The sequence below is a fragment of the Agrobacterium sp. Azo12 genome (genome assembly GCF_029193765.2).
Taxonomy (GTDB): Bacteria; Pseudomonadota; Alphaproteobacteria; order Rhizobiales; family Rhizobiaceae; genus Agrobacterium.
Genome location: NZ_JARFYO020000001.1, coordinates 1,058,339 through 1,081,539 on the forward strand (window position 1 = coordinate 1,058,339; position 23,201 = coordinate 1,081,539).

General features: G+C 55.3%; 21 protein-coding genes. 13 read left to right on the forward strand and 8 right to left on the reverse strand.

Annotated features, from left to right (window positions below):
* Nucleotides 1–17 precede the first annotated feature (17 nt).
* The gene (locus tag PYL13_RS04805) at nt 18–1,175 is read right to left on the reverse strand and encodes a PA0069 family radical SAM protein (RefSeq protein ID WP_275640612.1); all 1,158 of its coding nucleotides are present in this window, start codon (nt 1,173–1,175) and stop codon (nt 18–20) included.
* Between the two features lie 306 nt (nt 1,176–1,481).
* Between PYL13_RS04805 and PYL13_RS04810 the strand changes: the two genes are divergently transcribed.
* On the forward strand, nt 1,482–2,009 hold the full coding sequence (locus PYL13_RS04810; RefSeq protein ID WP_275640613.1) for a glycosyl transferase: 528 nt from the start codon (nt 1,482–1,484) through the stop codon (nt 2,007–2,009).
* 14 nt (nt 2,010–2,023) lie between these two features.
* On the opposite strand, the gene moaB is transcribed toward PYL13_RS04810, so the two are convergent.
* The 4 genes from moaB to PYL13_RS04830 form a co-directional block, all read right to left on the reverse strand.
* A complete protein-coding gene (gene moaB, locus PYL13_RS04815) occupies nt 2,024–2,560 on the reverse strand; it encodes a molybdenum cofactor biosynthesis protein B (RefSeq protein ID WP_275640614.1) in 537 nt (178 codons plus the stop codon).
* Nucleotides 2,557–3,468 (reverse strand): 4-(cytidine 5'-diphospho)-2-C-methyl-D-erythritol kinase, encoded by a 912-nt coding sequence (locus PYL13_RS04820; RefSeq protein ID WP_275640615.1) that lies wholly within the window; start codon nt 3,466–3,468, stop codon nt 2,557–2,559. The genes moaB and PYL13_RS04820 overlap by 4 nt, the downstream gene beginning before the upstream one ends.
* Nucleotides 3,469–3,476: 8 nt before the next feature.
* Nucleotides 3,477–5,300 (reverse strand): tetratricopeptide repeat protein, encoded by a 1,824-nt coding sequence (locus PYL13_RS04825; RefSeq protein ID WP_275640616.1) that lies wholly within the window; start codon nt 5,298–5,300, stop codon nt 3,477–3,479.
* A 184-nt stretch (nt 5,301–5,484) separates the two neighbouring features.
* Nucleotides 5,485–6,501, reverse strand: a complete 1,017-nt coding sequence (locus PYL13_RS04830) for a polyprenyl synthetase family protein (RefSeq protein WP_275640617.1) — start codon at nt 6,499–6,501, stop codon at nt 5,485–5,487.
* A 108-nt stretch (nt 6,502–6,609) separates the two neighbouring features.
* Here PYL13_RS04830 and PYL13_RS04835 point away from each other — a divergent pair, with 108 nt between their 5' ends.
* The 12 genes from PYL13_RS04835 (at nt 6,610) to PYL13_RS04890 (ending at nt 18,653) form a co-directional block, all read left to right on the forward strand.
* Nucleotides 6,610–6,840, forward strand: a complete 231-nt coding sequence (locus PYL13_RS04835) for a putative signal transducing protein (protein WP_192487125.1) — start codon at nt 6,610–6,612, stop codon at nt 6,838–6,840.
* Between the two features lie 8 nt (nt 6,841–6,848).
* Nucleotides 6,849–7,640 (forward strand): tRNA1(Val) (adenine(37)-N6)-methyltransferase, encoded by a 792-nt coding sequence (locus tag PYL13_RS04840; RefSeq protein ID WP_275640618.1) that lies wholly within the window; start codon nt 6,849–6,851, stop codon nt 7,638–7,640.
* Between the two features lie 146 nt (nt 7,641–7,786).
* Complete coding sequence (locus tag PYL13_RS04845) at nt 7,787–8,644, forward strand: S49 family peptidase (RefSeq protein WP_250983672.1); 858 nt, start codon at nt 7,787–7,789, stop codon at nt 8,642–8,644.
* Between the two features lie 121 nt (nt 8,645–8,765).
* Nucleotides 8,766–8,960 (forward strand): hypothetical protein, encoded by a 195-nt coding sequence (locus PYL13_RS04850; RefSeq protein ID WP_250983673.1) that lies wholly within the window; start codon nt 8,766–8,768, stop codon nt 8,958–8,960.
* Between the two features lie 196 nt (nt 8,961–9,156).
* On the forward strand, nt 9,157–10,089 hold the full coding sequence (locus PYL13_RS04855; RefSeq protein ID WP_192487848.1) for a glycine--tRNA ligase subunit alpha: 933 nt from the start codon (nt 9,157–9,159) through the stop codon (nt 10,087–10,089).
* 155 nt (nt 10,090–10,244) lie between these two features.
* Nucleotides 10,245–10,796, forward strand: a complete 552-nt coding sequence (locus tag PYL13_RS04860) for a LemA family protein (RefSeq protein WP_250983674.1) — start codon at nt 10,245–10,247, stop codon at nt 10,794–10,796.
* A gap of 52 nt (nt 10,797–10,848) precedes the next feature.
* Nucleotides 10,849–12,099: a 3-phosphoshikimate 1-carboxyvinyltransferase gene (locus tag PYL13_RS04865; RefSeq protein ID WP_275640619.1), complete on the forward strand. Its 1,251-nt coding sequence runs from the start codon at nt 10,849–10,851 to the stop codon at nt 12,097–12,099.
* A gap of 26 nt (nt 12,100–12,125) precedes the next feature.
* Entirely contained in the window at nt 12,126–14,054 is a 1,929-nt protein-coding gene (locus tag PYL13_RS04870; protein WP_275640620.1) for a DUF2207 domain-containing protein, read from the forward strand.
* A gap of 37 nt (nt 14,055–14,091) precedes the next feature.
* Nucleotides 14,092–15,252: a DUF2207 family protein gene (locus tag PYL13_RS04875; RefSeq protein ID WP_275640621.1), complete on the forward strand. Its 1,161-nt coding sequence runs from the start codon at nt 14,092–14,094 to the stop codon at nt 15,250–15,252.
* Between the two features lie 166 nt (nt 15,253–15,418).
* Nucleotides 15,419–17,572 carry a glycine--tRNA ligase subunit beta gene (gene glyS / locus PYL13_RS04880; protein ID WP_275640622.1) on the forward strand — a complete coding sequence of 718 codons (2,154 nt, stop codon included), beginning with the start codon at nt 15,419–15,421 and terminating at the stop codon, nt 17,570–17,572.
* Nucleotides 17,573–17,586: 14 nt separating this feature from the next.
* A complete protein-coding gene (locus PYL13_RS04885; RefSeq protein ID WP_275640623.1) occupies nt 17,587–18,072 on the forward strand; it encodes a DUF523 domain-containing protein in 486 nt (161 codons plus the stop codon).
* 107 nt (nt 18,073–18,179) lie between these two features.
* A complete protein-coding gene (locus PYL13_RS04890; RefSeq protein ID WP_275640624.1) occupies nt 18,180–18,653 on the forward strand; it encodes a VOC family protein in 474 nt (157 codons plus the stop codon).
* A gap of 84 nt (nt 18,654–18,737) precedes the next feature.
* Here the strand turns inward: PYL13_RS04890 and PYL13_RS04895 are convergent, their stop codons facing one another.
* The 3 genes from PYL13_RS04895 to purD all read right to left on the reverse strand — a co-directional run bounded on the left by PYL13_RS04895 (nt 18,738) and on the right by purD (nt 22,995).
* Nucleotides 18,738–20,570: a methyl-accepting chemotaxis protein gene (locus tag PYL13_RS04895; protein ID WP_250983206.1), complete on the reverse strand. Its 1,833-nt coding sequence runs from the start codon at nt 20,568–20,570 to the stop codon at nt 18,738–18,740.
* A gap of 572 nt (nt 20,571–21,142) precedes the next feature.
* Nucleotides 21,143–21,616, reverse strand: coding sequence for a plant virulence effector HPE1-like domain-containing protein (locus PYL13_RS04900; protein WP_275640625.1), 474 nt, complete (start codon nt 21,614–21,616; stop codon nt 21,143–21,145).
* 107 nt (nt 21,617–21,723) lie between these two features.
* Complete coding sequence (purD, locus tag PYL13_RS04905) at nt 21,724–22,995, reverse strand: phosphoribosylamine--glycine ligase (RefSeq protein ID WP_275640626.1); 1,272 nt, start codon at nt 22,993–22,995, stop codon at nt 21,724–21,726.
* Nucleotides 22,996–23,201 lie beyond the last annotated feature (206 nt).

Genomic DNA, 23,201 nt, shown 5'->3' on the forward strand with positions numbered 1-23,201 from the left:
CTGAGGTGGAACGCGGTTCAGAGAAGCGAAAGCTGCACGCCAGCACCTCCCGGAGGAACGAACAGGTCATCGCGCAAATGGATGCCACGCCGCACCATGCCAAGGCGTTTGGTCGCCATCTCGAACCGTCTGCCGATCTGCCAGGCGTAGGGACCGGCACCCTTCATGCGCTTACCAAATTCAGCGTCATAATCCTTGCCATCACGCATCGATCGAATAAGCGACATGACGTGGCGGTAACGGTCGGGATAATTGCGCAACAGCCAATCGCGAAACAGCGGGCTGACCTCAAGCGGCAGACGCAACAATACATAGCTTGCCTCAGTTGTACCGGCAGCTTTAGCCGAATCGAGAATCCGTTCGATCTCGTGATCATTCAGTGCGGGAATCACCGGTGCGACCATGACGGATGTCGGAATGCCTGCCTCGGTCAGTGCCTTGATGGCTTCAAGCCGCTTTTCCGGCGTCGAGGCACGCGGCTCCATTGAGCGCGCCAGCTTCTTGTCCAGCGTCGTCACGGACAAGGCAACCTTGGCCAGACCCTTCTTTGCCAATGGAGCGAGAATATCGATATCACGCGTTACCAGAGCCGACTTCGTCACGATAGCAACCGGATGCTCCGCCTCTGCCAGAACTTCGAGAATCTGTCGCATGATGCGCCATTCTCTCTCGATGGGCTGGTAGGGGTCCGTGTTTGTGCCAATGGCCAGTGTACGTGGTTTGTAACCGGGTTTCGCCAACTCGCGCTCCAGCAGTTTCGCTGCATCGGGTTTGGCAAAAAGCCGTGCTTCAAAATCGATACCGGCTGACAGCCCCATAAAGCTGTGCGTCGGACGGGCAAAACAATAGATGCAGCCATGCTCGCAACCACGGTAAGGATTGATGGAGCGATCAAAGGGAATGTCGGGCGATTCATTGCGTGTGATGATGGAACGTGGCTTTTCAACCTGCACCTCGGTTTTGAAGGCAGGCAGGTCTTCCAGTGTCTGCCAGCCATCATCAAAGGCTTCGCGCTGTTCTGTCTCAAAGCGACCGGACGGGTTAAGCCCGGCACCACGCCCCCGGCGACGATCAATTTCGATACGCAGGCCGGATGCATTTGCAAGTGCGTTGGCAATATCTGCCGTATGAGCAGGCGCGAATGCGCTTTGCCCCGAAAGCATATGGTTTGTCATCTGGTTGCTCCGTGCGAAAACGACTCTTCGCTTCGATGATTAAATTCCTAAAACATTCATGAGAACATTACAAGAACAAAATGCACAAACAGATTGTGGCAATTTATGATCTGATACGATAATGCTAGGTTGCATAGGACATCAGGGGTTGGACTGCGGCATGAGGGAAGATCGTTCGGTTTCGGAAGCAAGACCACGGATGGAAATGATGTCCATCAAGGTTTTGCAAAACAGAACGGACCGACTTTCACAGGGCTTAAGTGCTTCGATACGACCTTCCACAATCGCTGGCGATTGGGACCACCCATGCTGACAGTGATCATGGAATGCCGGGATCAAGAACCTGAGTTGGCTCACACCTTGTCCACGCTGGTATCAGGTGCAGTCGAAGGACTGGTAAGCGACGTTGTCATCTTGGATCATGGTTCACGTGATGGATCATCGCATGTTGCCGATGCAGCCGGTTGCCGCTTTCATGCCGAGTGGGACATCAATGACATCGTACAATCGGCACGCGGCGAATGGCTGTTGCTGCTAGAGCCGGGAGCGCGTCCGCAAACCGGTTGGATTGAAGACATTCAGGAATACGTGGCGCTGAACAGGGTTCCCGCCAAATTCACGCCGTCGCGCAATTACCGGCGGCCATTTCTTCGCCGCCTTTTTCAGAAACCGCAACCGCTGGAATACGGGCTGCTTTTGCCGAAGAAGCAGGCGGTCAGCCTAGCCAAATCCAGCATGGCGCTTGAGCATTTCACCAAAGGCCAAAAGCTGCGCCGCCTGAGTGCGGAGATCATCCCTTCATGGGTGGTGACGGAAGCGCGGAAAGGCCGCTAACGGCCCCTGCAAAATTACCCGCGTTTCAGATGTTCATCCAACCGCGGCATGATCTCCACGAAGTTGCAGGGCATGTGACGGTAATCGAGTTGTGCTTTTAATATGCCGTCCCACGCATCCTTGCAGGCACCGGGAGAGCCAGGCAGCACGAAAATATACGTGGCATTGGCCACACCACCAGTCGCCCGAGATTGGATTGTCGAGGTTCCGATCTTATCGTAGGAAATGCGATGAAACACTTCGGAAAAACCGTCCATGCGTTTTTCAAACAGGGGCTCTAATGCCTCCGGCGTCACGTCACGTCCGGTAAAACCTGTGCCCCCGGTGGTAATCACCACATCGACACTCTCTGACAGGGTCCAGTCACGCACCGTGTTGAAAATCGCCTCGCGATCATCGGCGACGATGGCGCGGTCCGCTAGCCTGTGACCGGCCTCGGTTATTCTGGCAACCAGCGTGTCACCGGACTTGTCATTGTCCAGCGTGCGCGTATCAGAAACTGTCAAAACAGCAATATTGACCGGGATAAACGGGCGGGACGTATCGCTCATGGCTGCGCTTCCTGTTTTGTCATGGTTGCCTTGAAGTACCAGTCCGGCCTTTGTGCTGCCAGTGATGCCTCAACCTGTTGTGCCACCTCGAAAGAGGGGAAGATCCCGAAACAGGTGGCCCCGGAGCCGGACATCCGCACCAGCGTGGCACCATTCTGTTTTAACAGATCTGACACATCCTGGATGACGGGTAGGGCTGAAATCGCAGGTGCCTCGAGATCATTGCGCAAATTATGGATGAAAGCCTGCCAATCGTCTTTATTCTGCGGCAAGAATTTTGGCACGGGCGGATTGTTCTTCGTCTGCAGCCTGCGGAAAATCTCCGGTGTTGAGGCACCTGTCAAAGGGTTTGCCAGCACCATGGCAAATGCCGGTAGCTGTGGTAGCAAGGTCAGCTCTTCACCAATGCCACGCGCCATCAGCGGCATTCCGGCAAAACACATGGGTACATCTGCACCAAGCGACAGGGCAATCGTATCAAGTGTTTCATTGGGGATGGAGCAGCGCCAGAACCGCAGAAGCCCACGCAGCGCCGCTGCGGCATCAGCCGAACCGCCACCGATGCCCGACGCAATTGGCAGGTTCTTTTCCAGATGGATGGCCACGGCCGGTGCTTGCTGCCCAGTGGCGATCACCGCTTGACGCAAAAGATCACGTGCACGCAACACCAGATTATCGCTCAAACCGTCATTGTTGGCGAGTACAGCGGAAAAGGGGCCGGAGATTGAAAATCGATCCGCATCATCAGCTACGAAGGACAGCCGGTCACCAGCATGAGCGAATGTGACCAGCGTTTCCAGCAGATGATAGCCATCTGCCCTCTGCCCCACCACGTGCAGGGCAAGGTTGATTTTGGCCGGAGCGGTTTCGTAAAACTCCGCCGCTCCGGAAAAAAGCTGAACTGGCATGCGGTTGATCAGGATTTCTTGTCAGGCACAGGAGCAACCGGTTCTTCCGGTTTCACATCCTTTTTGGCGGTGTTTTCGGCATCCTTTTCCAGCGGCGGCAGGCCGTTGGCGATCTTTTCCTTGACCTTCGCCTTATCGACGTCATCGCTGTCGCCAATCAGTGCACGGTTCCACTGGTAAACGGCTTCAACTTTACGGCCAACGCGCCAGTAAACATCACCAAGGTGATCGTTGATGGTCGGGTCGCCAGCGCGCAGCTCGATGGCGCGTTCCAGTTCGACCACAGCTTCATCAAACTGGCCAAGGCGGTAATGAGCCCAGCCAAGCGAATCGACGATGTAGCCGTCATTCGGGCGCAACTCGACCGCGCGACGGATCATGTCCATCGCGTCATCAAGGTTGAGGTTTTTATCGACCCAGGAATAACCGAGGTAGTTGAGAACCTGCGGCTGTTCAGGGTTGAGTTCCAGAGCCTTCTTGAAGTTTGGCTCGGCCTGTTCCCATTCCTTCAAGCGCTCATAGGCGATGCCGCGCTGGAAATAGACGGCCCAATCACCACGTTTTGCCACTGGTCCGAGGATTTCAACGGCTTTGTCGTAGTTCTCAGCCATTGCCTTGTAGTCCTTGGCATCGGAGAGAACGCTGCCATAGGCGAGGTAACTGCGAATATCCTTCGGGTCAGATGCCAGCAGCGACTTCAGATGTTCGCGGGCTTCATCAACCTTACCTGTCTGGGCAAGAGTAAGACCAAGCTGCAACTCCGATATGCGGTGCATCGGCGATGTCGCAGGCACTTTCGAATAAAATTCGATAGCGCGTTCCGGCTGCTTGAGGTTCTCCGCAAGGCCACCCAGCAGGATCAGCGTATCGGCACTTTTCGAATCCAGTTCATGGGCAATCTGCAGGTAGAGCGTAACAATCTCTTCCGCGCCTTCGCGGTTCAACGCGCCGGCAATGGAAAACAGAACCGCGGAAGCACCTTCGGTCGCAGTGGTAACCTGCTGTTCCGGCTTTTCACCCTTTTCTATGCTTTCGCGCAGGGCCTTCAGCGGGGCATAGTTGTTGGCAAAATCATCGCCAACCGAAATGGCATCCAGTGCCTTCTGTTTATTGCCGGCTTTTGCTTCCAGGCGGGCAAGAGCCATCACGGCGCGCATATAGGTGTCGCTGGCGGTAGCGCCGCCTTCGCGGTCGGTGATCGCGGCGTTCAGTCGGCTGCGTGCAACTTCAACATTGCCTGCTACCAGCGCCATGGCGCCTGCATGGTAGTTTTTGAAAATCGCGTACCAGCCGGGACCCTTCATGCCATCGATCATGGCAAGGGCTTCCTTGCTTTTGCCCGCACCGGCATTCGCCCAGGCGATCAGCAGCGTATTGACCATTTTGTCGAGGTCGTTCGGGCCGGTATATTTCAGCAGCTTTTCAGCGGAGGTGAATTCCTTTTTGCGCATCGCATCAAGGGCGCGAACGATGGTTGTTACCCGCTCGACGGACGAATCGTTCTTGAGGCTTTCCGCGATTTTTGCACCTGCATCGAAATTGCCGTTCAGCAATTGTGCAATCATCAAACGCTGGCGGATTTCCGAATTGGCCGGATCGAAGTCAAGAGCCTTGGTGTAAAGTGTAATTGCCGTGTCGTAATCCTGATCGACGTCAGCGGTGCGGGCCGCCAGAAACGCTCCGGAAAATGAGTTGACGCTGGCCGGATCGAAGGTTTCGGCTTTTTCCGCAGGTTTCGTTTCAGCGCTGGCCGTTCCCGGTGCCGCCCCCAAGGTGAGAGAGGCGACAAAAGCCACGCCACAGAGAAAACGAAATGCTGGTTTGCGCCGCATGTGGAAACCCTTGATTGGTGCCGAAGCACTGAAAATACAACTTTCCATTCTTCGTCACAACAGAATGGCTTTTTTGGAGCAGGCCCGCAACCAAATCGATTTTTGGTTGCGGGCTGCCAGAGAAATGACGTTCCGAGAAAAGGCACCTCGGTGGTTCAAAACCACACCGGGTAGTTTCTCCGGTTCAGTTCACGCGCTCGATGCAGAAGTCGATGACTTCCATCAGCGCAGACTTCCAGGGTGTTTCAGGCAACGGTGCGAGCGCATCGCGTGCAATCGTGCCGTAGTGGACGGCGCGGGTGATCGTATCGGAAAGGCCGTTATATTTGCCGATCAGGCCGAGGGCTTTGTCGAGGTTCTCGTTGGAGCTTTCGCCATTTTCAATGGCGTTTTTCCAGAATTGTCGCTCTTCCGGGCTGCCACGACGGTAGGACAGGATGACCGGAAGTGTGATCTTGCCCTCACGGAAATCGTCACCGACGTTTTTGCCAAGGTCGGCAGCCTTGCCACCGTAATCGAGAACGTCATCGACCAGCTGGAAGGCCAGGCCGAGGTTCATGCCGTAGGACTTCAGTGCATTGCGCTCAGCCTTGGTGGTCTTGGCCACAATAGGACCAACTTCGGCGGCGGCTGCAAACAACGCTGCAGTTTTGGCGCGTATAACCGAGAGGTAATCGTCCTCAGTCGTTTCCATGTTCTTGGCAACGGAAAGCTGCAGCACTTCACCTTCGGCGATAACAGAAGCGGCGGTAGACAGAACATCCAAAGCATCGAGAGAGCCCACTTCCACCATCATGCGGAAGGCCTGACCAAGCAGGAAGTCGCCAACCAGAACGCTGGCCTGGTTGCCCCATATGGTGCGCGCCGTGGACTTGCCGCGGCGCAGGTCGCTTTCGTCCACCACGTCATCATGCAGCAGGGTGGCCGTATGCATGAACTCGACGCTTGTTGCCAGCTTGATGTGATGATCGCCCGTATAACCAAACATCGCTGCAGAGGCGAGGGTAAGCATGGGACGCAGACGTTTGCCGCCGGAGGAAATCAGATGATTGGCAACCTCCGGGATCATCTGCACATCCGAACCGGCCTTGGAAAGAATAAGCTGGTTTACCCGTTCCATGTCTGCTTTTGTCAGCTCGACGAGCGGTTTTACGGATGCGTGTTTGTTTTTGCTCTCTTCAAGCGGTATGACGATGCCCAACGGCCCGGACTCCTGTTCATAATTTCGATTGGACAATAGAAAGGGGCGCTTTGCGCGGCAAGGGGCGAATTGCCACTGGGCATTCAAAATTATGGGATTATCGTTGATATGCTGGAAATAATCCGCACAAACGATGCGGTTCTTCTGTCCTTCGTGGAAACACTTTTGAGTGAAGCGGGGATTCATTGCATGATAGCAGACCAATCCATGAGCATATTGGAAGGGTCACTAGGGCTTCTGCCTCGGCGTTTTCTTGTCGAGGAAGGGCGTGCAGAAGAGGCGCGTACCATCCTGCGTGAGGCGGGACTGGGTGCTGAATTGCGTGACGAAAAGGCCTGAGGCAAGCGATGTCTGAGGTCGATGCGGACACAATCGATGCTTTTCATCGCGGACGGTTTCTGGTGGTGCAGCCCAAGGGGCGTGGCCACCGTTCCGGCATGGATGCTATGTTGCTTGCCTCGCTGGTCGCGGATGACCGACCGTGCAGAGTGGCGGATCTTGGTGCCGGTGCGGGTGCCGCTGGCATGGCCGTGGCTTCGCGGTTGCCAAAAGCAGAGGTTTCCTTATTTGAACGCTCGGACGAAATGGTTGCCTTTGCTGAGCGCAGCCTGAAACTTCCCGAAAACGCCTATTTTGCGGACCGTGTTTGCGTACATGCGGCCGATGTTACCTTGCGGGCCAAAGCGCGCGCAGCAGCCGGATTGCAGGACAACTATTTTGATCATGTGATCATGAACCCGCCCTTCAATGATGCCTCGGACAGGCGCACTCCGGATGGACTGAAGGCGCAGGCCCATGCCATGACGGAAACATTGTTTGAGGACTGGCTGCGAACGGCTGCCGCTGTGCTGATGCCCGGAGGTCAGCTTTCCCTTATTGCCAGACCGGAATCGGTTGGTGAGCTGATAAGCGCCTGCGGCAAGCGTTTTGGCGGATTGGAAATAACGCTCGTTCATCCGCGTCCGGGCCAAAATGCCGTGCGGGTGCTGGTGACCGCCATCAAGGGGTCAAGGGCCCGCTTGTCCTTCCGTGCGGCGCTGGTCATGCATGCAGAAGAAGGCCACGCCTTCTCCTGTTTCGTGGATGATCTCAGTAACGGCCGTGCGGCCTATGCGCGCAAGCCTCTGAAAGGCGCGTAAAAACTGCGCTTTTTTTAACCATTGCCATTGCGTTTGACGCTTCGATGCATACATCACCAAACGAGAGCAGGATGCATCATGCTTGCTGAAAACCGGTGCGGTTTTCGCAGAGCGGCGTCCGCAAATGTTACTAGTGAGGCAAGTGTATGGCAGGTTTATTGAGGCGGCTTTTGCCCAAACGTTTTCGCAAACGGGAGACTGTTATCCCGGTTGTGAGAATGCATGGGGCTATCATGGCAGGCGGCAGCCAGTTCCGTCCCGCCCTTAACCTTGCCACCTATGCGCCATTGCTTGAAAAAGCCTTTGCCAGCAAGGATGCGCCAGTTGTCGCGATTTCTTTGAACTCGCCGGGTGGATCGCCGGTTCAGTCGCGCATGATTTATCAGCGCATTCGCATGCTGGCGGAAGAAAACGACAAGAAGGTTCTGATTTTTGTGGAAGACGTGGCCGCATCCGGTGGTTACATGATCGCCCTTGCCGGTGACGAGATCATTGCCGACCCGACATCGATCGTGGGTTCCATCGGCGTTGTTTCCGGCGGGTTCGGTTTCCCGGAACTGCTGAAGAAGATCGGTGTGGAACGGCGCGTTTACACCGCCGGTGAAAACAAGGCGATCCTTGATCCTTTCCAGCCTGAAAAGGAAAGCGATGTCGAATATCTGAAAACCCTGCAGATCGAAATTCACAAGGTTTTCATGGACATGGTGCGTATGCGTCGTGGCGATAAGCTGGCTGACGATCCCTATATTTTCTCCGGCCTGTTCTGGACTGGTATGCGTGGTCTCGACCTTGGCCTGATTGATGGGCTTGGCGACATGCGGGACGTGCTGCGTCGCCGTTACGGCAAGAAAGTAAAGTTGGAGCTGATAACCGGCGCACGAAGCCTTTTTGGCAAACGCGTCCCGGGCGTCTCGCTGAACGCGGAACACATTGCCGCAGCCTCTGTTGCAGGACTTGCAGAGGTGGCTGAAGAAAAGGCATTGTGGGGACGTTTCGGTCTGTAATCCGCCTCGCGTCGAAACGTGAGGCTGTTTCAAAAGCCCGACATCAAACAAAAAGACAGGGTAGCGGGAAACGCCAATTTCATCCGCTGCTTTTGGCCAATCGTGCCAAGGGGAACGCAGCATGGCGCAAATTATATTTCTGGTGGTCCTGATTGGCGGGGCTCTTCTTTTGTATCGGCGGTTTATCTCCGACGCGGAAAAGCTGGCTGCACGCTCGCGTCAGGAACGCAAGGAAAAGGAAACCGGCGCAACCGGCACGTTGGTCAAGGACCCGGAAACCGGTGAATATCGTCTCAAAAAGGACGATGAGGCCTGATCTTCAGACAATCGACGCATGGTTACTACATGTTGAATAGATAGAGCTGGCTGTGCCTGTGCGCAACCGGCTCCATCAGCTGTTCAGTCTCTGTCCGGCGCGCATAAAACCTTGACCCGTCGCGCCGGTCGTGGCACCTGTCCGCATCCGAAATAAGCAAGTGCTGGCCTATCCCATGACCGACGTTCCAGATCATATGAACCCGAAGCGTTCTTTTCAGGCGCTCATTCTGACGCTCCATAACTACTGGGCTGACAAGGGCTGCGCCGTTTTGCAGCCTTATGATATGGAAGTGGGCGCTGGTACGTTCCACCCGGCAACAACACTGCGCGCCCTCGGTCCAAAACCTTGGAAGGCTGCCTATGTCCAGCCGTCGCGCCGCCCGTCCGATGGCCGTTATGGCGAAAACCCCAACCGCCTGCAGCACTATTACCAGTATCAGGTCATTCTGAAGCCGAACCCGTCCAACCTGCAGGAGCTGTATCTCGGCTCGCTGCGCGCCATTGGGCTCGACCCGTTGCTGCACGATGTCCGTTTTGTGGAAGACGATTGGGAAAGCCCGACACTCGGTGCTTGGGGCCTTGGCTGGGAGTGCTGGTGTGACGGCATGGAAGTGTCGCAGTTCACCTATTTCCAACAGGTTTGCGGAATCGAGTGCTCGCCTGTCGCCGGGGAATTGACCTACGGTCTTGAGCGTTTGGCCATGTATGTGCAGGGCGTGGACAATGTTTATGACTTGAACTTCAATGGCCGCGAAGGCGACGAGAAGATTTCCTACGGTGATGTCTTCCTTCAGGCAGAGCAGGAATATTCCCGCCACAACTTTGAATTCGCCAACACCGAGATGCTGCATCGCCACTTTATCGATGCCGAGCAGGAGTGCATGGCACTTCTCGCCGCTGGTGCACCGGGCGAACATGATAACCACATGCTGCACAAGTGCGTGTTCCCGGCCTATGACCAGTGCATCAAGGCAAGCCATGTCTTCAACTTGCTGGATGCGCGCGGCGTTATCTCGGTCACCGAGCGCCAGAGCTATATCCTGCGGGTTCGCACGCTGGCCAAGGCCTGTGGTGAAGCATTCCTGCTGACGGATGCCGGCGGCGCAAACTGGAATAAGGCCGCCTGATCGGGCGAACCGTTTGCATGCATAGAAGCAGTGACAATATTTTGAGGAGAGAATATTGTCCGGCAGCAAATGACCTGGAGCATGAAGTTGCCGTACCACTCGGGTGGCAGCGGACTTCATGCTCTCAGTGGTCACGTAGGAGAGGGGTATCCTGAATGTTTACTGCGCTTGCCATTATTGCTGCCGTTCTTGTCTATGCCGTCATCGTCTATAACGGGCTGGTCAAATCCCGTCAGATGGTGGAGGAGGCATGGTCGGGTATCGACGTTCAGCTCAAGCGCCGTGCAGACCTTATTCCCAATCTGATCGAGACGGTGAAGGGCTATGCCGCCCATGAAAAAAGCACCCTCGAAGAAGTTATAACCCTGCGAAACAAGGCGCAGGCCGTACCTGCTGGTGACGTTGCCGGCCGTGCGCAGGCAGAAGGCATGCTGGGGCAGGCGCTGGGCAAACTGTTTGCTCTGGCAGAGGCCTATCCCGACCTGAAAGCCAATCAGGGCTTTCTCGATTTGCAGGCATCACTTGAAACGCTTGAGGGCGAAATCCAGATGTCACGCCGGTATTATAACGGTGCAGCACGCGACCTGAACGTCAAGGTGGAAAGCTTTCCGTCCAATCTGGTAGCGCGCAATTTCGGCTTTACCAAAGCCAGCTATTTCGAAATCACCAACGAAGCAGACCGCGCCGTTCCTTCCGTGAAATTCTGAAACGCCAACAACCCGGCGTTATCCCGATGATACGGGAAACCATGAGATACAAATGACAGAACTGACGATTACTCCCCCCGGCAGACCTCTTACCGGCAAGGTGCAGCCTCCCGGCTCCAAATCGATAACCAACCGCGTGCTGCTTCTGGCGGGGCTGGCCAAGGGCGTCAGCCGGCTGACCGGCGCTCTCAAAAGCGATGACACGCTCTATATGGCAGACGCGCTGCGCGCCATGGGCGTGACCATTAACGAGCCTGACGAAACGACCTTTGTCGTTGAGGGCAATGGCTATCTCAGCCAACCGGAAAACCCGCTGTTCCTCGGCAATGCAGGCACGGCCACCCGCTTCCTGACGGCCGCTGGCGCGCTGGTTGACGGTGCCGTCATCGTTGATGGCGACGAACATATGCGCAAGCGTCCGATCACGCCGCTGGTCGATGCTCTGCGTTCGCTGGGCGTTGAAGCCGATGCCCCAACCGGCTGCCCGCCGGTCACCGTGTGCGGCAAAAAAGGCTTCCTCAACGACAAGGTGACAATCGACGCCAACCTGTCCAGCCAATATGTGTCGGCGCTACTGATGGCAGCAGCCTGCGCGGGTAAACCGATTGACATCATTTTGGCCGGCGAGGAAATCGGTGCCAAGGGTTACATCGATCTCACCGTCACAGCCATGGAAGCTTTTGGGGCAAAGGTTACACGCGTTAGTGCCGCTGTCTGGCGTGTTGAGCCAACCCGTTATATCGCAACCGACTTCCATATCGAGCCGGATGCATCTGCCGCAACCTATCTCTGGGGTGCAGAAGTGCTGACCGGTGGCAAGATCGATATCGGCACACCGGCCGACAAGTTCTCACAGCCAGATGCTCGCGCTTACGACGTGATTGCGCAGTTCCCCAATCTGCCAGCTGTTATCGACGGCAGCCAGATGCAGGATGCCATTCCGACCATTGCGGTTCTCGCGGCCTATAACAAAACGCCGGTGCGTTTCGTCGGCATCGCCAACCTGCGTGTCAAGGAATGCGATCGTGTGCGTGCCCTGTCACTAGGGCTGAACAATATTCGTGAAGGTCTGGCGCATGAGGAAGGTGACGATCTGATCGTGCATTCTGATCCTGCATTGGCGGGACAGAGTGTGACGGCATCCATCGACACATTCCACGACCACCGCATTGCCATGAGCTTTGCGCTGGCTGGCTTGAAAACCGGTGGCATCGCCATCCAGAACCCGTTGTGTGTCGGCAAGACCTATCCCGGTTACTGGAAGGCGTTGGCTTCACTCGGGGTTGAATACACAGAAGCTTGAAGTTGCTGAAACTGCAGGAGGTCCGGATGAAAATCCTTGTTGCGAGACTATTGGGCCTGCTGCTGTTTTTGGCCGTTTCGCCAGCAATGGCGGAAGAATATATCCAGTCCTACCATTCGGTTATTGATGTTTCCGCTGCCGGTGAACTCACCGTCACGGAAACCATCAAGGTCAATTCCGAAGGCATCGACATCAAGCGCGGTATCTTCCGTGACTTCCCACTCTATGCGCAGAACGCTGAAGGACGGCGCACCAAGGTTGATTTTGGTGTCGTCTCCGTCGAGCGTGACGGTGCGCCGGAAGATTGGCACACGGAGAATATCTCTGGCGGTATACGCATTTACACCGGCAGTGCCGACCGTTTGTTGCAGGCGGGGGAGCACACCTACCAGATCACCTACACGACAGACCGGCAGATCCGTTATTTCGATGGTTATGACGAGCTCTACTGGAATGTGACTGGCAATGGCTGGCAGTTTCGGATCGAGGAGATTTCCGCAACAGTTGTTCTTCCGCCGACGGTGAAAGCCAGCGAAACGGCGGTCTTTACCGGTGCGGCAGGAGAGACGGGCACGGATGCTCAGGTCATGACCGAGGGGAACGAAGTTTTCTTCTCCAGCACGCGCGCCTTCAACGAGGGCGAAGGCATGACCATCGCCGTCAAACTGCCCAAAGGTGCCATTGCCGCGCCGTCATCAGGGCAGGAAGGCCAGTGGTATTTTCGTGACAATGCCGGTTATCTGCTGTCGATTGTTGGACTGGTTGTCGTTGCCCTATATTACCTGCGGGCCTGGTTTGCAGTGGGTCGCGATCCTTCCAAGGGCGTGGTCGTGCCGCGCTGGGATGCGCCGGAGGGCATTTCGCCCGCACTGGTCAACTACATCGATAATAATGGCTTTTCAGGTGCAGGCTGGACAGCGCTTTCCGCCAGCGCCATCGATCTTGCGGTAAAGGGTTTTGTTATTCTCGACGATTTGAAAAGTTCGATCGTTATTCGACGCACCGACAAACCGGCCGATGCGGACCTGCCAAGCGGTCAAAAGATTTTGCTACAAAAAGTCGGCAAGGCCGGCTCGGAATTTCCTATCAACAAAACCAACGGCTCAAAGGTCGAAGCCATGGGGCGTGAATTCCGGCAGGCGATCGAGAAGGAACATCGCGGCAAATATTACCATTCCAATGCGGGATATACGCTGTTTGGCGTGTTCCTGAGCATTGCCTTTGTCGCGGCGGTTCTCATCCTCGGCGATCTCGATGAAAACGTTATTGCGGCGGCTATCATCGGGATATTTTTTGCGGTGTTTTTCAGCATTGCCGCAACCATCATTGGCAAGAACTTTCGCGGCAGCGCCAGCCTTCCGAAAAAGATTGGTGGCATTGTGGTGGGTGCGATTTTTGCGTTTACCGCTATCAGCATGTTCGCCAGCATCCTGTCGGCGATGTGGTTTGATCTCAGTCACAGCGCGCAGTTTCCGATCATTCTCGCTCTGGGTGGCATCGCCTTGCTGAATGGCCTGTTTATCTTCTTGATGGGCGCTCCAACGCCATTGGGTCGCAAGATGATGGACGGTATCGAGGGATTGCGCATCTATCTCACACTGGCTGAAAAAGACCGCATGAACATGGCGGGCGCACCGCAAATGTCGCCATCGCATTTCGAGAAGCTGCTGCCCTATGCTGTCGCTCTTGGTGTGGAAAAGCCGTGGAGCAGGGCGTTTGAAACATGGCTGGCAACGGCCGCGGCCGGTGCCGCTGCGGCGGCCTATGCACCGGGGTGGTATGGCGGCAATTATAGTGGCGGCTTCGGTGATCGGATCGGAGGGTTTTCCTCGTCGATGGCCTCAACCATTGCGTCCACGATTCCGCAACCGGTCAGCAGTTCTTCGTCCAGTTTTTCCGGTGGCGGTGGTTCGTCAGGCGGTGGCGGTGGTGGCGGTGGTGGCGGCGGCTGGTAATTCCGCACGGCGCAAGAGTGCAAAAGGGCGGCTGTGAATGGCTGATACGTCACCATATGTTTTGGCACTCATCTGCATAGCAGTTGTCGCGCTCTATTATCTCGGTGTCAGGCTCAAGGTTGGCCCTGGCCTGCCGAAAGGTTTGATCAGACCACATTGGTCTGTTCCAGAGGACATGTCGCCCGTCCGCGCAAACTTTCTTGCGCACCACACTTTTTCGTCGGAAGGCTACACGGCCTTTTCTGCCAGTATATTCGAACTCGCGGTGAAAGGTTTTGTTGTGCTGACGGATCTGGGAACCGAGATTGTTTTCCGCCGCACCAATAAGTCAGAAGACAAACAGTTGCCGGCCAGCCAACAGGCCATTCTTTCCCACATTGCAAATCCAGGGTCAGAGTTCACCATCGACAGGTTCAATGGCTGGGCGGTTGACACGTTGGTCAAAGATTTTCGCCAGACGCTGGGAGGCGAAGATTTGGGACAATATCATGAGGATCACTCCTCATATTTTCTGTTCGGATTCATTCTCAGCATCGTGTCATTGGGTGTTTTTGTATTTTTGACCGACTTTAATTTTGAGCAGTTTAAAATGCTCCTTGGCGTTTCTGTGGTTGTTCCCTTTTTCTTCATTCTTGTTCCCCTATTCATTTGGAGACTTATGGCTGAAGTCCGTGCGGGTTGTGCCGCCAAGATTTTTGTAACTGGTATCCTGGTGTTTGTTGTCTACCGGTGTAGGGATATCGCACTTAGCTTCCCGCACGACGTGTGGCAGGACACTATTGACCTTGGTTTACCTCCCATAATTTTGGCTATTGGCGGCATTTTTCTCACAAATGTGGCTTCTCTGTTCCTGATCGGCGGGCGGACACCACTTGGCCGTACGGTACTGGAGCGCTTTGAAGGTTTCAGCCTTTATCTGCAATTGTCAGAAAAGGAGCGCGCGGTGATGGCCCGTGCACCATTGATGTCTGCATCGCATTTTGAGGATATGTTGCCTTATGCCGTTGCTTTGGGTGTTGAGAAAAACTGGTGCCAGCAATTCAGAAATTGGTTGATCAGCGCAGGTGTTGCCTCATCCTATGCGCCATCATGGTATGGCGGTAGCCCCGAAAAATGTTTTGGTGACTGGATAGCCGACTTCTCCTCCGCTCTTGCGCAAAGGGTTGAAGCCGTTGTTCCTGAACCTGAGAAAAAGTGATTGGCCGGTTTTTTCGCTATAGTTTTGCCGGATCATGGTGCTGGTTGCTTCTATCCGCTAGATAAACCTTACCTTGTCGGTAATTTAACCGTTTGCCGTGGTGACTTTTTTCACTGGGCTTGCTAAGTCCGCGACACTCTTTTGAAACAGATAAAGTTTTCATCCCATGCCCGATCTTCTGCTTGAACTCCGCTCCGAGGAAATCCCCGCCCGCATGCAGCGCAAGGCGGCGGGTGACCTCAAAAAGCTCGTCACCGACGCACTGGTTGAAGCTGGCCTGACCTATGATGGCGCGCGCGAATACTGGACACCACGTCGCCTGACGCTGGACATTCGCGGCCTGAACGCCCGTTCCGCCGATGTGCGGGAAGAAAAGAAGGGTCCACGCACCGACGCCAATGAAAAAGCGATCGAAGGCTTTTTGCGCGGCGCGGGTCTGAGCGATATTTCGCAGGCGCAGGTCGTTTCCGATCCGAAGAAGGGTGACTTCTATATCGCCGTGGTCAACAAGCCCGGCCGTCCGGCGGAAGACATCATTGCTGACGTTATGCCGGGTATCATTCGTGGTTTTGCCTGGCCAAAGTCCATGCGCTCCGGCCCGGCTTCCATGCCAAAAGGTTCGAGCTACGGCGGCATCGAAGGCAAAGGTTCGGAAAGCCTGCGCTGGGTGCGCCCGTTGCAGTCCATCGTTTGCCTTTTTGGGCCAGAACATGACGAGACGCAGGTCATTCCGTTTGAGATCGATGGCATCGTTGCCGGCAACGTGACCTATGGTCACCGTTTCCATGCGCCTGAAGCGATCACTGTCCGCCGTTTTGAAGACTATGTTTCCAACCTCGAAAAGGCCAAGGTCATTCTCGATGCTGAGCGTCGTAAGGATATCATCCTGCATGACGCCAAGGACATCGCATTCGCCAATGGTCTCGAACTGGTCGAGGACGAAGGTCTTCTCGAAGAAGTGTCCGGTCTTGTAGAGTGGCCACAAGTGCTGATGGGAACGTTTGAGGAAGATTATCTGCAGATCCCGGCAGAAATCATCCGTCTGACCATCAAGACCAACCAGAAGTGTTTCGTGACCCGCCCGCAGGGTGCGGAAGAAGGTCTGTCCAACCGCTTCATTCTGGTGTCCAACATTCAGGCAACCGATGGCGGCAAGGAAATCATGCATGGCAACGGCAAGGTTGTGCGTGCCCGCCTGTCGGATGCCAAGCACTTCTGGACCCGCGACCAGGGTAACCTGCCGGACCTCGAGACGCTGAAGGCATCTGCCGAAAAGTTCAACCTCGACCTTAATAAGCCGCTTGATCAGCGCATGGCCAAGCTGGACGCGCTCAACGTAACCTTCCATGCCAAACTTGGCACGCAGGGTGAGCGCGTAACCCGCATTCGCCAACTGGCAAAACAGCTGGCACCAATCGTTGGTGCCGATGCTGCGCTGGTGGATCGCGCTGTGGTTCTGGCCAAGGCCGACCTGCGCACCGAAGCTGTTGGCGAGTTTCCAGAGTTGCAAGGCCTGATGGGCCGCAAATATGCGCTGTTGCAGGGGGAAAACGAAAGCGTTGCCGCTGCCATTGAAGAACATTGGAAGCCGCAGGGCCCGACCGACCTCGTGCCACGTGACAAGGTTTCGCTGACTGTCGCGCTGGCTGACAAGCTGGACACCCTTTCAGGGTTCTGGGCCATCGATGAAAAGCCAACCGGTTCAAAAGACCCGTTTGCACTGCGCCGTGCGGCACTTGGTGTTGTGCGCATCATCATGGAACGCAATGTTCGCCTGCCGCTGCTTTCCGTCATCAAGGACCCGGACCTGCTGTCGTTCTTCCATGACCGCCTGAAGGTGTATCTGCGTGATCTCGGTGCCCGTTACGATCTGATTGACGCGGTTCTGACACCGGAATCGGACGATCTCTTGATGGTTGCGCGCCGCGTTGAAGCGCTGACGGCATTCATCACCGATCAGGACGGTATCAACCTTCTGGCTGGCACAAAGCGCGCCACCCAGCTTCTGGCTGCGGAAGAAAAGAAGGGCACCGTGGTTGCCGATGGCGTGGCAGACGAACTGTTGAAGCTTGATGCTGAAAAGGCGCTTTACGCTGCAATCAAGACGGCCGCTGCTGATGCCGCCAAGGCTGTTGCAGGCGAGGACTTCCGTTCTGCCATGCAGGCGCTGTCGACGCTGCGTGCGCCGGTCGACAAATTCTTCGAAGACGTTCTCGTCAACGATGAAGATGCGGCGATCCGCGCCAACCGTCTGGCATTGCTGAAGGCTATTCGTGAAGCAACCGGCACTGTTGCCGACTTCTCGAAAATCACTGGCTGATAAAGGGGCGTCTGGTGGGCGGGAAAATCCTCATCAGCGCCTGCCTTCTGGGCCATGCCGTAAGGTATGACGGCAAGGGAAAGCTGCTTTCCCATCCGGCGATAGAACGCTGGAAAAACGAAGGGCGTCTTGTGTCCATCTGTCCGGAAATGGCAGGTGGAATGCCCGTTCCCCGTCCTCCTGCTGAAATAGAAAATGGTGCCTCCGGTCTCGATGTGCTTGAGGGCCGTGCCCGCGTGCTGGAAATCACCGGTGGTGATGTGACGGCCGAATTCATTCGCGGTGCGCAAAAGGCGCTGGTTTTCGCGCAGGATAACGGCTGCGACTATGCCTTGCTGATCGATGGCAGCCCTTCCTGTGGTTCGATTGCCATTTACGATGGCTCGTTTTCCGGCCTGAAACATGCCGGCAACGGCATAACCGCCGCTCTTCTTGCAAAAGCGGGCATCTCAATTTTCTCCCACGACCAGATTGAACAACTCGTGCAACTGCCCGAGTAAAAAATGATCCGGCGCTGCCACACGCGACATCTCCGATGTCTCGAGGAACGTTAGGCTTTGCTACGCATTCTATGCCTGAGGAGGTGGTCAATCGGGAGGAAACGAGCATGGCTAAGAATACGATCTGTCTCTGGTATGAAAGCGAGGCGGAACAAGCCGCGCGTTTTTATGCCGAACTTTTCCCGGATAGCGTGGTGGGCAAGGTCTATCGCGCGCCGAGTGATTACCCATCAGGCCACGAAGGCGATGTGTTGATGGTCGAGTTTACCGTCGCTGGCGTGCAGTGCGTTGGTCTGAATGGAGGACCGGTCTTCAAACATAATGAGGCTTTTTCATTCCAGATCGCCACAGACGATCAGGAAGAAACCGACCGTTACTGGAACGCCATTATCGGTAATGGCGGGCAGGAAAGTGAGTGCGGCTGGTGCAAGGACAAATGGGGTATCTCCTGGCAGATAACCCCACGTGTTCTGATGCAGGCGATGGCCGCTGGTGGAGCTGAAGCAAAACGTGCCTTTGATGCCATGATGACCATGAAAAAGATCGACGTGGCAAAAATTGAGGCCGCCCGTCGCGGCTGAGATATGGCCGAGGGACATGGCCCAAATAAAAACGCCGGAGAGTGATCTCCGGCGTTTTGTCTTATCTGATTGTCTATCGCGACCTTAGCTTGCCCGGCGCATCTGCTCTCCCATGCCATAGAGGCTGCCGGAAGCGTTGGACGAGGCGGACACCCGGAAGGTGCGGATCAGCGTCAGCAGCTCTTCCGTATCCACGGCAAGGGCTTCAGCCGACGCCGTGGTTTCTTCCGCCATGGCGGCATTGTGCTGTGTGGCTGCGTCAAGCTGGTTCAGCGAGGACGAAATGGACCTCAGTGTCGTATCCTGCTCGGACGCCGAATGGGCAATCTTGGTGACAATCTCATTGGCCGATTTGATCTGGTCGGAAATACGCTTCAATGCATCGCCAGCCTCGCCAACAAGACGAACACCGTTTTCAACCTGACCGGACGAGCGGGCGATCTGGTCTTTGATCTCCTTGGCCGCAGCCGCAGATTTCTGAGCCAGCTCACGAACTTCCTGTGCCACGACGGCAAAGCCCTTGCCTGCTTCACCAGCGCGTGCCGCCTCAACACCGGCATTCAGCGCCAGAAGGTTGGTCTGGAAGGCGATGTCGTCAATCACGCCGATGATCTTGGAGATTTCATCCGAGGACTGCTCAATGCCGCTCATCGCGCCAATGGCCTGCTCGACAACGAGGTCGCTACGGCTTGCTTCACCGCTAATTGCGGTAACGCGTTTGGCGGCTTCATGTGCACCTTCTGCGGTCTGGCGAACGGCCACAGTCAGCTGGTCGAGGGCAGCGGAGGTTTCTTCAAGGTTTGCAGCCTGAAGCTCGGTACGCTGGGACAGTTCATTCGATGCCTTGCGGATTTCTTCCTTCGAGCCGCCAATGTCGATGCTCTTGGCGTTCACCTTGGCCATGGCAGCATCAAGATGCGTCAGGGCTTCGTTGAAGTTGCTGCGCAGATCCGCATAACGCGGGCCAAGATCACCACAACGAACGGTCAGATCGCCCTTTGCCAGCTTTTCAAGCGACTGGCCGATGATGGTGACGACATGCGCCTGCAATTCAGCTTCGCTGCGCTGCATATCAAGGTTGTTCTGGCGTTCTGTGTTCAGTTCGCGCTGTTGCTGTTCCTGACGCTCGACCATGGCGTGGCGTTCACGAACCTTCTGCTGCAGAGATGCAGTAGCCTTGGCCATCATGCCCACTTCATTGGTCATGGTGGTGTGCGGAATGTCGATGGCGACATTTTCGTTAGCAACTTCACCCAGTGCCTTGTGAATATCGGCCAACGGCTGGGAGATGCCACGAATGACATAAAGTGCTGCACCGATACCAAGCACCAGAACGGCGATGCCAAGCGACAATGCCTTGAAGATTTCAGCGCGAACCTGTGCTTGAAGATCGTCGACATAAACGCCGGTTACCACGACAAGCTGCCAGGGTTCAAAAGCCAGTGCATAGGAGCTTTTCAGGAAGGAGCCTTCTAGGCCAGGTTTTGGACCGTAAAAGTCGGTTTGGCCACCACCGGCGCGGCCAAGCTTTACCAACTCGTCGCGATACTGGTAACCCTTGCTGTCCGGCTGGCCCTTGTAGTTCTGGCCAACGCGTTTTGCTTCTGGGTGGAACACCATCTTCACGTCGTAGTCATAACCGAACAGATAACCATCCGGCGTGTATCGGATAGCGGAAACGACTTCAAAAGCCTGCTTCTTGGCTTCCTCGGTCGTCAAAGTGCCTGCTTGTTCCTTGGCGTGGTACTCTTTGAGAATAGAGACTGCAGACTGAACCTGCGTGCGCAACATGTTGTACCGCTCTTCATAGATCGCATTCGCGGAAGAGCTGATCTGATAATATGTTGCACCGGCAAATGCGATCATCAGGGTGATGACCAACAATAGCAACTGTCGGGAAATCGGAAGATTTTTCATATCTACTCATCGCGCTTTTGCGGCACCGCTTCTCATGAAGCGGTGGGGCAAGATCTAAAAAAAGGGGGAGCGCATTCTGCACTGGTCATCATGCTGCATCGCACAACCATGCATTAAAAAAATACATATTGTTGAATAAATATTTAATTGAGCAGTTGGTGTGGGGGAGATCTCTTCAAGAGACGAGTATTATGATGTCGTTATTCAGTATGATTAAGTTGATGGCAAATAAAAATAAAACCAAAGCGAGCATTTTTCTGCGTCTGTCATAAATACTACATATTAATACATGGCGGCTTGTCGCTAATAATAAAACTCCCCGCAGTTGAGTTTTAAATATATGTTGCGCCAAACCCCGCTTCGGGGATGCGAAAGAAATCTGACAAAAGACAAATAGTTAACGCGGTGGCTGGCAGTGCGCTGGTTCACAATCCGCTACTGGTTGCGTAAATCTGCATCGGCTGATCGCAGCTCAAAGCCCAGCTGGCAGAAAGACATGCGCATAAAAACACCCGCCTGTTGTTGCCACGCGGGTGAAACAGGCCTCAAGGGCCGATCGCTGATCGTGTCTGTTAGTTCAAGCGCAGCGGAAAATTGCTGAAATCGGGTTTTGTCACGGTAGAAGCCGCAACAGGTGGCTGTGGTTTACTGATTGAGGTCGTTGTCGCCTCGAAATCAATGCCATCAGGTGCGTGTTCGGGGCCGTCCTTCGTGGCAGCCAGCGTTGTGCCGCTATCTTCCGCTGGCATCCAGGTCTTGGCTGTGCTCACGTAGACAACGGGCGAACCGCCCAGCCATGCTTCGGTGCGGAACATTTCCTTGGTGCCGTTCACATCACGGATTTCGGTTTTCTGAACGCCGGATTGCAGCGATGGCGCCACATACTGGCTAGCCGTCACCTTCTCCTTCAGGGGAGGGCAAGACCCGCAACGCAGGTTGATAATGCTCTTGTTGTCTGTGCGGTCATGGTCAATGACCTCGATCGAGGAAGCCATAGCGGTGTGGCTTGTCAGTGCAAACAATGCAACCGAAACAAAATAACGCATGGGCCAATACTCCTTCATTCGAAGAAGTATAGTAACCGGACTTCCTTTCCGTCCGGTCAGTAAAATTGGTAAATGTTGAACGAATAACCTGTCAGGGCGACAGCTTATCAGCCCTGTTCGCGGGCAATTGCCAACCAGCCAATATCCTTGCGGCAGAAGCCATTGTCCCATTCAACCTTGGAAAGCAGGTCATAGGCACGACGCTGCGCTTCGCTCGCCGTTTTGCCGGTTGCCGTGACGTTCAGCACGCGACCGCCGGTGGCCACCAACTGGCCGTCCTTAAGCGCTGTGCCGGCATGAAACACCTTTGCGCCTTCGTCAGCCTGGGGAATGGCGACGATGGGTGTGTTCTTTTCATAGGCTGCCGGATAACCCTTTGATGCCAGAACGACTGTTAGTGCGGTGTCGTCGATCCACTCTGCTGTCACCTTGTCCAGCGTGCCGGTGGCCGTGGCGTAGAGAATAGGTAGCAGATCGCTCTTCAGGCGCATCATCAGGACCTGGCATTCGGGATCGCCGAAACGCACATTATATTCGATCAGTTCGGGGCCTTTTTTGGTGATCATCAGCCCGGCGAAAAACACACCGCTGAACGGATGGCCGTCCTTGGCCATGCCGTGAATGGTCGGCTCGATGATTTCCTTCATGGTGCGGTCAACCATGTCAGCTGTCATGACCGGAGCAGGGGAATAGGCACCCATGCCGCCGGTGTTCGGGCCGGTGTCACCATCGCCAACGCGCTTGTGGTCCTGTGCGGTTGCCAGCGCCAGCGCCGTTTTGCCATCCGAAAGGCAGAAGAAACTTGCTTCTTCACCATCCAGAAATGCCTCGACAACCACTTCTGCACCAGCAGCACCGAAGGCGCCATCAAAACAATCGTCAATGGCGGAAAGCGCCTCAGCTTCGGTCATCGCAACTGTCACGCCCTTGCCGGCGGCAAGTCCATCGGCCTTGATGACGATAGGTGCGCCCTGTTCGCGCACATAGGCCTTGGCCGGTTCTGCTTCCTTGAAACGCTGGTACGCGCCGGTTGGAATATCGTAACGGGCGCAGAGGTCCTTGGTAAAACCCTTGGATCCTTCGAGCTGGGCTGCTGCCTTCGACGGGCCGAAAGTGGCAATACCTGCATCGCGAAGATCATCCGCCAAACCTGCAACAAGCGGAGCCTCAGGACCAACGATGACAAAGTCTATCGCCTTTTCCTTGGCAAACGCGATGACCGCAGCGTGGTCTTCAACGTTGAGAGACACCAGCGTCGCATGTTCCGCGATGCCTGGATTGCCGGGTGCCGCATAGAGTGTGTCCAACAGGGGGGACTGCGCGATTTTCCACGCCAAGGCATGTTCGCGTCCGCCAGAACCGATCAACAGAACTTTCATGGTCTCACCCCTGTAATCTCGTTTCTGCGGCGTTAAGGGCAGGGGGGAGAAAGGTCAAGGAGAAAGCTGTCCTTCCGGCCTGTTTGTTCCCGCATATCCGCCTTCTGGGGCCTTTAACACCAGCTGTTCACGATGCTTTATCGGCTTTTCTGTGGGTTTGTTCACACTTCGTGTTGTCATGCCACAATCAGCCTCTATGTTCGGCC

Bases quoted from the DNA above. Each gene is read 5' to 3' on its own strand.
- PYL13_RS04805 (WP_275640612.1), bottom strand. From the start codon at position 1,175: ATGACAAACCATATGCTTTCGGGGCAAAGCGCATTCGCGCCTGCTCAT.
- PYL13_RS04810 (WP_275640613.1), top strand. From the start codon at position 1,482: ATGCTGACAGTGATCATGGAATGCCGGGATCAAGAACCTGAGTTGGCT.
- moaB (WP_275640614.1), bottom strand. From the start codon at position 2,560: ATGAGCGATACGTCCCGCCCGTTTATCCCGGTCAATATTGCTGTTTTG.
- PYL13_RS04820 (WP_275640615.1), bottom strand. From the start codon at position 3,468: ATGCCAGTTCAGCTTTTTTCCGGAGCGGCGGAGTTTTACGAAACCGCT.
- PYL13_RS04825 (WP_275640616.1), bottom strand. From the start codon at position 5,300: ATGCGGCGCAAACCAGCATTTCGTTTTCTCTGTGGCGTGGCTTTTGTC.
- PYL13_RS04835 (WP_192487125.1), top strand. From the start codon at position 6,610: ATGCTGGAAATAATCCGCACAAACGATGCGGTTCTTCTGTCCTTCGTG.
- PYL13_RS04840 (WP_275640618.1), top strand. From the start codon at position 6,849: ATGTCTGAGGTCGATGCGGACACAATCGATGCTTTTCATCGCGGACGG.
- PYL13_RS04845 (WP_250983672.1), top strand. From the start codon at position 7,787: ATGGCAGGTTTATTGAGGCGGCTTTTGCCCAAACGTTTTCGCAAACGG.
- PYL13_RS04850 (WP_250983673.1), top strand. From the start codon at position 8,766: ATGGCGCAAATTATATTTCTGGTGGTCCTGATTGGCGGGGCTCTTCTT.
- PYL13_RS04855 (WP_192487848.1), top strand. From the start codon at position 9,157: ATGAACCCGAAGCGTTCTTTTCAGGCGCTCATTCTGACGCTCCATAAC.
- PYL13_RS04860 (WP_250983674.1), top strand. From the start codon at position 10,245: ATGTTTACTGCGCTTGCCATTATTGCTGCCGTTCTTGTCTATGCCGTC.
- PYL13_RS04865 (WP_275640619.1), top strand. From the start codon at position 10,849: ATGACAGAACTGACGATTACTCCCCCCGGCAGACCTCTTACCGGCAAG.
- PYL13_RS04870 (WP_275640620.1), top strand. From the start codon at position 12,126: ATGAAAATCCTTGTTGCGAGACTATTGGGCCTGCTGCTGTTTTTGGCC.
- PYL13_RS04875 (WP_275640621.1), top strand. From the start codon at position 14,092: ATGGCTGATACGTCACCATATGTTTTGGCACTCATCTGCATAGCAGTT.
- glyS (WP_275640622.1), top strand. From the start codon at position 15,419: ATGCCCGATCTTCTGCTTGAACTCCGCTCCGAGGAAATCCCCGCCCGC.
- PYL13_RS04890 (WP_275640624.1), top strand. From the start codon at position 18,180: ATGGCTAAGAATACGATCTGTCTCTGGTATGAAAGCGAGGCGGAACAA.
- PYL13_RS04895 (WP_250983206.1), bottom strand. From the start codon at position 20,570: ATGAAAAATCTTCCGATTTCCCGACAGTTGCTATTGTTGGTCATCACC.
- PYL13_RS04900 (WP_275640625.1), bottom strand. From the start codon at position 21,616: ATGCGTTATTTTGTTTCGGTTGCATTGTTTGCACTGACAAGCCACACC.
- purD (WP_275640626.1), bottom strand. From the start codon at position 22,995: ATGAAAGTTCTGTTGATCGGTTCTGGCGGACGCGAACATGCCTTGGCG.